Origin of the sequence: Streptomyces sp. NBC_01283 (assembly GCF_041435335.1) — a bacterium.
GTDB lineage: Bacteria > Actinomycetota > Actinomycetes > Streptomycetales > Streptomycetaceae > Streptomyces.
Map to the genome: position 1 here is coordinate 6,143,809 of NZ_CP108430.1, position 11,335 is coordinate 6,155,143.

Annotated in this window: 9 protein-coding genes; 5 read left to right on the forward strand and 4 right to left on the reverse strand. The window is 71.3% G+C overall.

Translation table 11 applies throughout. The features are described 5' to 3' along the window. Nucleotides 1-3: 3 nt before the first annotated feature. The 4 genes from OG302_RS27770 to OG302_RS27785 form a co-directional block, all read right to left on the reverse strand. Nucleotides 4-1,251 carry an MFS transporter gene (locus tag OG302_RS27770; RefSeq protein WP_371529255.1) on the reverse strand — a complete coding sequence of 416 codons (1,248 nt, stop codon included), beginning with the start codon at nucleotides 1,249-1,251 and terminating at the stop codon, nucleotides 4-6. Beyond that, a complete protein-coding gene (locus tag OG302_RS27775; protein WP_371529256.1) occupies nucleotides 1,248-2,618 on the reverse strand; it encodes a GH1 family beta-glucosidase in 1,371 nt (456 codons plus the stop codon). Before OG302_RS27775 ends, OG302_RS27770 begins: the two co-directional genes overlap by 4 nt. 86 nt (nucleotides 2,619-2,704) lie before the next feature. Then, nucleotides 2,705-2,971, reverse strand: coding sequence for a protealysin inhibitor emfourin (locus OG302_RS27780; RefSeq protein ID WP_371529257.1), 267 nt, complete (start codon nucleotides 2,969-2,971; stop codon nucleotides 2,705-2,707). A gap of 62 nt (nucleotides 2,972-3,033) precedes the next feature. Next, on the reverse strand, nucleotides 3,034-4,107 hold the full coding sequence (locus tag OG302_RS27785) for a M4 family metallopeptidase (protein WP_371529258.1): 1,074 nt from the start codon (nucleotides 4,105-4,107) through the stop codon (nucleotides 3,034-3,036). 298 nt (nucleotides 4,108-4,405) lie between these two features. Here OG302_RS27785 and leuA point away from each other — a divergent pair, with 298 nt between their 5' ends. The 5 genes from leuA (at nucleotide 4,406) to OG302_RS27810 (ending at nucleotide 11,314) form a co-directional block, all read left to right on the forward strand. After that, the gene (gene leuA, locus OG302_RS27790; RefSeq protein WP_371529259.1) at nucleotides 4,406-6,133 is read left to right on the forward strand and encodes a 2-isopropylmalate synthase; all 1,728 of its coding nucleotides are present in this window, start codon (nucleotides 4,406-4,408) and stop codon (nucleotides 6,131-6,133) included. A gap of 196 nt (nucleotides 6,134-6,329) precedes the next feature. Continuing rightward, the gene (locus tag OG302_RS27795) at nucleotides 6,330-7,064 is read left to right on the forward strand and encodes a TerB family tellurite resistance protein (protein WP_371529260.1); all 735 of its coding nucleotides are present in this window, start codon (nucleotides 6,330-6,332) and stop codon (nucleotides 7,062-7,064) included. A gap of 181 nt (nucleotides 7,065-7,245) precedes the next feature. After that, nucleotides 7,246-9,327, forward strand: coding sequence for an MMPL family transporter (locus tag OG302_RS27800; protein ID WP_371529261.1), 2,082 nt, complete (start codon nucleotides 7,246-7,248; stop codon nucleotides 9,325-9,327). Nucleotides 9,328-9,401: 74 nt separating this feature from the next. Continuing rightward, nucleotides 9,402-10,640, forward strand: a complete 1,239-nt coding sequence (locus OG302_RS27805) for a sensor histidine kinase (protein ID WP_371750250.1) — start codon at nucleotides 9,402-9,404, stop codon at nucleotides 10,638-10,640. After that, entirely contained in the window at nucleotides 10,637-11,314 is a 678-nt protein-coding gene (locus OG302_RS27810; RefSeq protein WP_371529262.1) for a response regulator, read from the forward strand. Before OG302_RS27805 ends, OG302_RS27810 begins: the two co-directional genes overlap by 4 nt. Nucleotides 11,315-11,335 lie beyond the last annotated feature (21 nt).

An 11,335-nucleotide genomic window follows, 5' to 3' on the forward strand; every position in this document is an offset into this window, starting at 1 on the left:
CGGTTACTCCACGCCCCTGATCCGCGTCACAAGCAGCGCCCCCGCCAGCCCGATCGCGGCCGCCACCAGGTACAGCACCCGGTAGCCGCCCAGGTGCGTCACGATCGGTGCCGCCAGGGCGGGGGCCGCCACCTGGGGCAGGGAGTTGGCGATGTTGATGACGCCCATGTCCTTGCCGCGGTCCATGGCCTTGGGGAGCACGTCCGTCATCAGCGCGAAGTCCACGGACGTGAAGACGCCGAAGCCCACCCCGAGCACGGCCGCCGCGACGATCGCGCCGGGCCAGGTCTGCCAGCCGGACAGCAGCGCCGTCGCCACCGCGATCAGGACGCCGGACCAGAGCACGAACGGCTTGCGGCGGCCCACGCGGTCCGACCAGACGCCGCCCACGACCACCGTCGCGAGCAGCGTCAGGCCGTTCACCGCGGTGAGGATCAGGACGCCCTCGTCCGGGTCGGAGTACTCCAGGCGGTCCCGCAGGTAGTAGAGGAGATAGAGCAGGACCAGCGCGTTGCTGAGGTTGATCAGGAAGCGGGTCAGCCAGGCCCAGCCCAGGTCGGGGTAGCGGCGCGGGCTCAGCCAGAACGCGGCGGCGAACGACCGCCACGCGAACGGCGGCCTGTCCTGCGGGGCAAGGCGCAGGTCCCGGTGGCGCAGGACGTACGGGAGCACTCCCGCCACGGTGAACACCGCGCACGCCGCGTAGCCCGCGCCCACACCCCCGGCCGCCGTCGCGAGGCCCGTCCCCACCACCACGCCCAGGATCTGCGCCGCCCCGAGCCAACCGCCCACCGCGCCCCGCTGGAGCCGCGGCACCCGGTCCGGCACGGCCGCCGTGACCGCGGCGAACGCGGCGTTCAGGGTGAGCTGGACCAGACACCAGCCCGCCGCCATCCACCACACCGACCCGGCGGCCGACAGCAGCAGGAGCGCCGCCGCGCCGCCCGCCGTGCCCGCCACGATCCACGGCGTGCGCCGCCCGAAGCGCGACACCGTCCGGTCCGAGAGCGCGCCGAAGAGCGGGTTCGAGGCGAGGGAGACCACGGCCCCCGCGCCCGCCACCCACGCCAGGACCGTCTCCTTCGACGTGCCGGCCGGGGCGAGGTCCTCCGCCTGGAGGGCCAGCAGGATCTGCAGCGGGCCGTACCAGCCGACCCAGATCGCCCCGTTGGCGAGCGAGAGCGCGCTCGTCCAGCTCCGCCCGACCCGTTCGGCCGGCTCCCTGAGCGCCTCGGCCGGCTCCGCGGTCATGCCTGTGGCGCCTGGTGGGCCCGCTGCGCCCTGAGTGCTTCGCGCAGCCACGCGTACGACGCCTTCGGGGTGCGCGCGAGGGTGGTGTAGTCGACGTGGACGAGGCCGAAGCGCTGCTTGTAGCCCTCCGCCCACTCGAAGTTGTCCAGCAGCGACCAGACGAAGTAGCCGCGTACGTCGACTCCCGCCTCCAGCGCCCGGTGCAGGGCGCGGAGATGGCCGTCGAGGTAGTCGATCCGCCGCTGGTCGTCGATCCCCTCGTACGAGCAGCCGTTCTCGGTGATCACCAGGGGCGGGAGGCGGTCACCGTACCGGTCGCGGAAGCCGGTGAGGAGCTCGGTGAGCGACTCCGGGACCACCGGCCAGCCGAAGTCCGTCACTGGATACCCATCCAACTCGCGTGGCGCGAAAGGGAGTTCCGGAGGCAGTGTCAGGCCCGAGAATTCCGTCGCAGCCGCCGCCGGGAGCGGGGCCCCCACCTTCGTCGGCTGGTAGAAGTTGATCCCGTACCAGTCGACCGGTTCCGCGATGACCTTGAGATCGGCCTCGATGTCGTCGCCCGGCATCAGCTCCCCGATGCCGTCCGGGTACCGGCCCAGGATGAGCGGGTCCGCGAACAGGCGGTTGAGGAGCACGTCGTAGAAGTCCGCCGCCTCCGTGTCCTCGGCGGAGGACGACGCCGGCCAGGTCGGGCCGTGCGAGTTGGCGATGCCGATGTCCGTGACGCCCGCGGCGCGCAGCGCCCGTACGGCGAGGCCGTGGGCGAGGAGCTGGTGGTGCGCCACCGGCAGCGCGTCGAACATGAGCTGCTCGCCGGGCGCGTGCTGGCCGAGGGCGTGACCGAGGAGGGTGTGCTCGGCGGGTTCGTTGAGGGTGATCCACTTCTTGGCGCGGTCGCCGATGCGGGCGGCCACCACGGCCGCGTACTCGGCGAACCGCTCGGCCGTGTCCCGCCGCAGCCAGCCGCCCTGCTCGGCGAGCGCCAGCGGGGTGTCCCAGTGGAAGAGCGTCGGGACGGGGCGCACGCCCGCCGCGCACAGCTCGTCGACGAGCCGGTCGTAGAAGTCCAGGCCCGCGGCGCTCACCTCGCCCGTGCCGCCCGGCAGGACGCGCGGCCACGACACCGAGAAGCGGTAGGCGTCCACGCCCAGCTCCCGGATGAGCGCGACGTCTTCGCGGTACCGGTGGTAGTGGTCGCAGGCGACGGCGGCCGTGGTGCCGTCCTTGACGTGGCCGGGGACGGCGGTGAACGCGTCCCACACCGAGGCGCCGCGCTCGTCGACGGCGCCCTCGATCTGGTGGGCCGATGTGGACACGCCCCACAGGAAGTCGTGGGGGAACTGGGGTATCGCCGCACTCGCTGCCATGGGCGGGATCTTCCGTACCGTCGAGTACGGAAGTCAATGGGCGTGCGGAAGAAAGATGAACAACGCTCAGTTTTTCCGGTTCTTCGCTAGGCGCCCTCCTTCAGCACGCGCGAGATCAGCTTGCGTTGCGGCTCCGTCAGCCGAGGGTCCGAGCAGTACACCGTCCGCCCGTCCACCGTCAGCTGGTAGCTGAAGCCGTCCGGCACCCCTATGGGCGGGGTGCTCCGGCCCTCGGCCACGGCCTCCTCGGCCAGGGCGTGCCATTCCGGGGCATCGGCCAGCTCCGAGGTGTCCACCTCGGCATGCCGGTCGATGCCCGCGAATCCTCCGGTCCGCTTCACCTGGATACGCATGGGTCCTGTCTACTCCACCGGGTGGGCGGCCGGTAGCGCGTCCGCCGGCCGGTGGCCGTCCGTCAGTCGGTGGCGGGGACCTTGACCGTGGACCACGCGTCGATGACGGCCTTGTGCTCGTCGCCGTCGCCGTACTTCGCGCGCGCCGCGGCCACCGTCAGCTTCGCGAAGTCCGTGAACGACGCGTCCTGCGCCAGCTCGCCGCCGGTCAGGACGGCGTACCAGATCTGCCCCGCCCGCTCCCACGCGTTGCCGCCGAGGGCGTCGGCGACCAGGTAGAAGGCGCGGTTGGGGATGCCGGAGTTGATGTGCACGCCGCCGTTGTCGCGGCCCGTGCGGACGTAGTGGTCCATGTCGGCGGGCTGCGGGTCCTTGCCCAGCACGTCGTCGTCGTAGGCCGTGCCCGGCTCCTTCATGGAGCGCAGCGCCTTGCCCGTGACGCGCGGGGCGAGCAGCCCGGCGCCGATCAGCCAGTCGGCCTCGGAGGCGCTCTGGCCGAGCGTGTACTGCTTGATCAGCGAGCCGAAGACGTCCGAAAGGGACTCGTTCAGGGCGCCCGGCTGGCCGAAGTACGTGAGGTTCGCCGTGTACTGCGTGACGCCGTGCGTCAGCTCGTGGCCGATGACGTCCACGGGGATGGTGAAGTCGAGGAAGATCTCGCCGTCACCGTCGCCGAACACCATCTGCTCGCCGTTCCAGAACGCGTTGTTGTACTCCTCGGAGTAGTGCACGGTCGCGTTCAGCGGCAGTCCGCTGCCGTCGATGGAGTTGCGCTGGTACGTCTTCAGGTACAGCTCGAAGGTCGCGCCGAGACCCGCGTACGCGCGGTTGACGGTCGCGTCCTTGCCGGGCTTCTCGCCCTCACCGCGGACCTTGCGGCCCGGCAGGTCGGTCTTGTGCCGCGCGTCGTAGATCGTGCGGTGCGGTTTGTTCTCCGCCGCTTCCTTGGGCAGCGAGACGGACGGGGCGCCGATGACCGTGGTCAGACGGCGGTGGGTGCGCTCGATGGAGTCCCGTTCCAGGGTGCGGCGGGCGGGGCCCGCGAGCGCGGCGTCGTCACTCTGGGCCAGAGTGTCGAGCACGTGAGGCGGAATGATGCTGCAGAAGACAGGCTCGAAGCCTGGATTGGCGGTCATGGCGGCAAATGTGGCACTGGGTCATGCCGCTGTCACTACCTGCAACCATGATTAGTGAAATAGAGGTATTGATCACCTCTTGGCCGTTACCTGACGGCGATCCCGCATACTGATACGGCACCGCGCACACAGCGCGGCTCGGCTAGGCTGCGGAGCATCATGCGTTACGGGCTGCTTCTCCTTAGCTGCCGCGGCGAGGGCCTGTAGTCGAGGCCGACCCCCTCCCCGCGGAGTTCGGTGTTGCTCGCGAAGCGACCGTCGGCCGTCCTTAAGGACACTCCCGAGGAGCCCCCGCATCATGGCCATCAAGCCGAATCTGCAGCGCGCCACGTCCATGCCGGTCCACAAGTACGGCCAGTACGACCAGGTCGACATCCCCGACCGCACGTGGCCGGACAACCGCATCACGGTCGCTCCCCGCTGGCTCTCCACGGACCTGCGTGACGGCAACCAGGCGCTGATCGACCCGATGTCCCCGGCGCGCAAGCGCGAGATGTTCGACCTGCTGGTCCGCATGGGCTACAAGGAGATCGAGGTCGGCTTCCCCTCCTCGGGCCAGACCGACTTCGACTTCGTACGGTCGATCATCGAGGATGGCGCGATCCCGGACGACGTGACGATCTCCGTCCTGACCCAGGCCCGCGAGGAACTCATCGCCCGCACGGTCGAGTCGCTGGTCGGCGCCAGGCGCGCCACCGTCCACCTGTACAACGCGACCGCCCCCGTCTGGCGCGAGGTCGTCTTCCGCGGCTCGAAGGACGCGGTCAAGCAGATCGCCGTCGACGGCACGCGCCTGGTCATGGAGTACGCCGAGAAGCTGCTGGGCCCCGAGACCGTCTTCGGCTACCAGTACAGCCCCGAGATCTTCACGGACACCGAGCTGGACTTCGCCCTGGAGGTCTGCGAGGCCGTCTGCGACGTGTGGCAGCCCGCCGAGGGCCGCGAGATCATCCTCAACCTGCCCGCCACCGTGGAGCGTTCGACGCCCTCCACCCACGCGGACCGCTTCGAGTGGATGTCCCGGAACCTGTCGCGCCGCGAGCACGTCTGCCTGTCGGTCCACCCGCACAACGACCGCGGCACCGCCGTCGCCGCCGCCGAACTGGCCATCATGGCCGGCGCCGACCGCATCGAGGGCTGCCTGTTCGGACAGGGCGAGCGCACCGGCAACGTCGACCTGGTCACCCTGGGCATGAACCTGTTCTCGCAGGGCGTCGACCCGCAGATCGACTTCTCCGACATCGACGAGATCCGCCGCACCGCCGAGTACTGCAACCAGATGGAGGTCCACCCGCGCCACCCGTACGCCGGTGACCTCGTCTACACCGCCTTCTCCGGCTCCCACCAGGACGCCATCAAGAAGGGCTTCGAGGCGATGGGTGTCCGGGCCGAGCAGCAGGGCAAGACGGTCGACGAGATCGAGTGGGCCGTCCCGTACCTGCCGATCGACCCGAAGGACGTCGGCCGTTCGTACGAGGCCGTGATCCGCGTCAACTCGCAGTCCGGCAAGGGCGGCATCGCCTACGTCCTGCAGAGCGACCACAACCTGGACCTGCCGCGCCGCATGCAGGTCGAGTTCTCGAAGATCATCCAGACGAAGACCGACACCGACGGCGGCGAGGTCACGCCGGACGCGATCTGGGGCATCTTCCAGGACGAGTACCTGCCCAACCCCGAGAACCCGTGGGGACGCATCCAGGTCAAGAACGGCCAGACCACCACCGACAAGGACGGCACGGACACGCTGACCGTCGAGGCGACGGTCGACGGCGCCGACACGGTCCTGACCGGCACCGGCAACGGCCCGATCTCGGCCTTCTTCAACGCCCTGCAGGGCATCGGCATCGACGTACGCCTCCTGGACTACCAGGAGCACACGATGAGCGAGGGAGCCTCCGCGCAGGCCGCCTCGTACATCGAGTGCGCGATCGGCGACAAGGTTCTGTGGGGCATCGGCATCGACGCGAACACGACACGTGCCTCGCTGAAGGCCGCGGTTTCCGCGGTGAACCGCGCGGCCCGCTGACCTGCGCCTCGCGCCTCAAGCACGACGTCAGCAAGCGCCGGACGGGCTCGAATGGGCCCGTCCGGCGCTTTTGCGTGCGGCCGTGTCCAGGTCGTCTACCGGCCATCTCTCGTACAGGGTGCTGACGCCACATCAACAATGTGGCTAACATCACGCCCAACGCGGCAATGTCGCCGGGGTGTTACGGAGGTGCGTGGTGCTGCCAGATCGGGGACGAAACGGCCGGGACTCCCGCATCTTCGCCATGCCCGTTTCACGCGGGCGGGTCCTGCGCCGGCGCGTGATCGGCGTGCATACGGCCTGGACCACCGTCGGGGACGGCGAGTTCTTCTGCCCCGGCTGCGGCGGTGACCGCAACTTCCAGCGCCGCACCGGCCGTCGCCGCTTCGTCCTGCTCGGTGTCCCGGTCCTGCCGCGCGGCACCACGGGGCCCATCGTCGAGTGCGCCGCCTGCGGCGACCACTTCGGAACGGACGTTCTCGGCCATCCCACGACCACCCGGCTCTCGGCCATGGTCCGCGACGCCGTGCACACCGTCGTCCTCGCGATCCTCGCCGCGGGCGGCACCTCGTCGCGCTCCACGCTCGACGCGGCCGTCGGCGCGCTGCGCGGCGCCGGATTCGACGACTGCCGCGAGGAACAACTCGTCGCGCTCGTCGACGCGCTCGCCGCCGACACCGGCCGCGCGACCGTCCCGGACTGCGGGCCCGGACTGGCCATAGAACTCCACGAGGCGCTCGGCCCGTTGGCCCCGCACCTCGCCCCGGCCGGACGTGAGGCGCTGCTGCTCCAGGGCGCCCGGATCGCACTCGCCGACGGCCCGTACACCCCCGCCGAACGCGAAGTCCTCGCCACGGTCGGCGGCGCGCTGACCATCGGCGCCGACGAGGTCACGCGGCTGATGGTGGCGGCCAGGACGACCCACTTCTGACCGGCGCACGGCCCACGCCCGACCCCGCGTGAGCCGGACCGCCGTACTCCCGGGGGAGTAGTGCGGCCCCGCCGCCTCCCTGCGCCGTACGCCCCAACTCGCCCTCACGCCCGACGGATCGCACGGCCCCCTCCGGAAGGGTTGGCAACGAACCTGCCAACCTGCCGGAAGGAGGCCCGTCATGCGGGCCGAACAGACCACCTCACGACGGCGCCGAGCCGTGCCCTGGCTGTTCCTGGGGCTGTGGATCGCCGTCATCGCGCTCGCCGGGCCCTTCGCGTCGAAGCTGGCCGACGCCCAGCAGGACCGCGTCGTCGACTACCTCCCCGCCAGCGCCGACTCCACCCACGTGGCCAAGCTCCAGGCCCAGCTGCCCGGCGGCGAGGCCACCGAACTCGTGCTCGTCTACCACCGCGACGGAGGACTGACCGCCGCCGACCGCAAGGCCGCCGCCTCCCACATCGCCGAGATCGGCAAGGCCCACAAGCTGACCGCCACCCCACGCGCCGTACCGTCCAAGGACGGCACCACGCTGATGTACCCGGTGGCCAGCAACGAGCCCGGACAGGACGAGAAGGCCAGGGACGCACTCGTCGACGACGTGCGCGAAGTCGCCCACGACAGAGGTGGGTTGAACGTCGACGTCGGCGGCCCCGGAGCCCTCACCACCGACGCGGGCAAGGTCTACAACTCGCTCGGCGGGCCGCTGCTCTACACCACCGCAGGCGTGGTCGCGCTGCTCCTGATCCTCATCTACCGCAGCCCGTTCCTGTGGCTCGTGCCGCTCGCCGTGGCGGGCATGGCCGACTACCTGGCGATGGGCATCGCATACGGCCTGCACGAAGGCTTCGGGACGTCCGTCACCGGCCAGAGCAGCGGCGTGATGACGATCCTCGTGTTCGGCGCGGGCACCGACTACGCCCTGCTCATCGTCTCCCGCTACCGCGAGGAACTGCGCAGGATCGAACGGCCCTACGACGCGATGGTCGCCGCGCTCAAGGGCTGCGGACCCGCCGTGCTCGCCTCGTCCGGGACGGTCGCGCTCGGGCTGTTCTGCCTGCTCGCCGCCGACCTCAACAGCAGCCGCGGCATGGGCCCGCTCGGCACGGTCGGCGTGCTGTGCGCGCTCCTCGCGATGCTGACACTGCTGCCCGCGCTCCTGGTCCTGCTCGGACGGCGCGTGTTCTGGCCGCTCGTGCCCGCCTTCGGCAGCGAGCCCAAGCAGCGGCGCAGCCTCTTCTCCATGATGGGGAGTTCGGCGGGCCGCAGGCCCCTCACCGTGCTCGCGGGCGGCGCCGTGCTGCTCGGCGCGCTCGCCCTGGGGGCGCTGAACCTGCCGGGCGCCCTGAAGCAGGAGGACTCCTTCACCAAGACCCCCGACTCCGTCACCGCGATGGAGACCCTCGCCAAGGCCTACCCCGAACACGGCACCCGGCCCATCACCGTGATGACGCCCGCCGACCGGGCCACCGACGCCCTCGCCGACATCAAGGGCACCAAGGGCGTGGACAGCGCCGCCAAGGGACGTACGGGCGAGGGCTGGACGGAGTTCTCCGTCGTCGCGACGTCCGCGCCCGAGTCGGCGGGGGAGACGGCGACGATCAAGGCACTGCGGTCGGACCTCGACGGCTCCTACGTCGGCGGCGCGAGCGCCCAGCAACTCGACCTGAAGGACACGAACGACCGTGACCGCCTGATCATCGTGCCACTGGTCCTCGCGGCGGTCCTGCTGATCCTGGTGGTGCTGCTGAGGTCCCTCGTCGCGCCGTTGCTGCTCCTCGCCGCCGTGGTCGCCGTATGGGGAGCCTCGCTCGGCATCGCGGGCCTGGTCTTCGAGCCGCTCTTCGGCTTCGAGGGCACGGATCCCGGGCTCGGCCTGCTGTCCTTCGTCTTCCTCGTCGCCCTGGGCGTCGACTACGGCATCTTCCTGATGCACCGCATGCGCGAGGAGTCCCTCGCCGGAGCGGAACCGGGGGAGGCGGCGCTGACCGCGCTGCGCACCACGGGCGGCGTCATCGCGTCGGCGGGTCTCGTGCTCGCGGCGACCTTCGCGGTGCTCACCAGCATGCCGCTGGTGCAGCTCGTCGAACTGGGCTTCGTGATCGCGGTCGGGGTGCTCCTCGACACGTTCCTGGTGCGGACGTATCTGGTCACGAGCGCCAGCGTGGCGCTCGGGCGGAAGGTGTGGTGGCCGGGGAACCTCTCACGCCCGGCGCCCGCCTCAGGAGCGGCCCAGAAGCCCCAACGGGCCACCGTGTCCTGAACGTCGACCGCCTCAGGGTGCCCCTTTCCCGCCGGAGGGGCACCCTCGTACGGGAGGATGCAACTGTGGGGGACATACCGCGGGTTCACGAGAGGTCGTCCGCGCCGCGTGGCCTGCTCGCCTTGACGGGAGCCGTGCCCGGCAGCCGGCGCGCCCTGCGCGACGACGCGCTGTTCGCCGCGGGGCTCGCGGTGCTGTCCGGCCTCCTCGCCGCATTCGTCGACGACGGCCGCAGGCCCGACCTCCTCGGGTGGACGCTGCTGCTCTGCGCGCACGTGCCGCTGGCGTGGCGACGCGGCCACCCCCTGCTCGTGCTCCTCGCGGTGGTCGCCTGCGTCGCCCCGTACCACGCCGTGGACTACACGCACATGGCCGCCGTCCCGGTCGGCATGGTCGCGCTCTACACCGTCGCCGTGTCCGGCCGCCCGCGCCGTGCCCTGATCACCGGCCTCCTCGTCGTCGGCATCACGCTGACCGTCAACGCGAGCGTCGCCCCGCACCAGGTGGCCGAGGTCCTCAGGATCTCCGGCTGGATCGTCTCCGTGCTGCTGCTCGGCGTCTATGTCCGCATCCACCGCCAGTACGTCACCTCCGTACTGGAACGTGCCGAGCGGGCGGAGCGTACGCGCGAGGAGGAGGCGCGGCGGCGGGTCGCCGAGGAGAGGCTGCGGGTCGCCCGCGATCTGCACGACCTGCTCGCGCACAGCATCACCCTGGTCGGCGTCCAGACCTCCGTGGCGGCGCATGTCCTGGCCGCCGACCCGGAGCGCCTCGACCGGGCGGCGGTGGCCAAGGCCCTCGACGACATCGCCGACACCTGCCGCTCCGCGCGGGGCGAACTCCGGGCCACGCTGCACGTGTTGCGGGCGGGCACCGCCGATGAGCCGCGGGGCCCGCTGCCGGGGCTCGACGGTCTCGCCGATCTGGCGGAGGCGGCGCGGACGTCGGGCGCCGAGGTCGAGCTGGCCGTACGGGAGGCACAGGCGCCGCCCGCCGTCGGCGCCGCGGCCTACCGGATCGTGCAGGAGGCCCTGACGAACGCGGTGCGGCACGGCGGTCCCGGGCTCACCGTCCAGGTGCGGATACACACGTCGGACGCGGCGCTGCGGGTGACCGTCACGGACGACGGGACCGCGGCCGTCGCGCCGTCCCGCACGCCCGGATTCGGCCTCGTCGGGATGCGGGAACGGGCCCGGAGCGTGGGCGGCACACTGGAGGCGGGCCCCAGGGAGGGCGGCGGGTTCACGGTGTCGGCCGTGCTGCCGCTGGCCTCTGTAGGGTCTGCGGGGTCTGCCGGGGGAGGGCTTCAATGACGATCCGTGTACTGCTTGCCGATGATCAGACGCTGGTGCGGGCGGCGTTCGCGATGCTGGTCGAGTCCGCACCGGACATGGAGGTGGTGGGACAGGCGGGCACGGGGCGGTCGGCGGTCGACCTCGCCCGGTCGGAGCGTGCCGATCTCATCGTCATGGACATCCGGATGCCCGACCTCGACGGGATCGAGGCGACGCGGCTCCTCGCCCAGGACGAGGACCTGGCCGGCGTGAAGGTGCTGATGCTGACGACCTACGACACGGACGAGCACGTCGTCGACGCGCTGCGGGCCGGGGCGTCCGGCTTCCTGGTCAAGGACACGAAGCCGGGGGAGCTCCTGGAGGCGATCCGTACGGTGGCGGCGGGGGAGTCGCTCCTTTCACCGGGCCCGACGTCCCGGCTGATCGCACGGGCCCTGCGGGCACCGGCCGAGGTGTCCCTGCCGGAGGTGCTCTCCGGGCAGCTGAGCGAGCGGGAGTGCCAGGTGCTCGCCCTGGTGGCGCGCGGCCTGAACAACACGGAGATCGCGGAGTCGCTGGGGCTGAGCCCGCTGACCGCGAAGACACATGTCAGCCGGATCATGGGCAAGCTGGGGGCGAGGGACCGGGCGCAGCTGGTGATCGTGGCGTACGAGTCGGGGCTGGTGCGGCCGGGAGTGACGGGGACGGGCTGATTCCGCGGCCTCAGCCCGTCC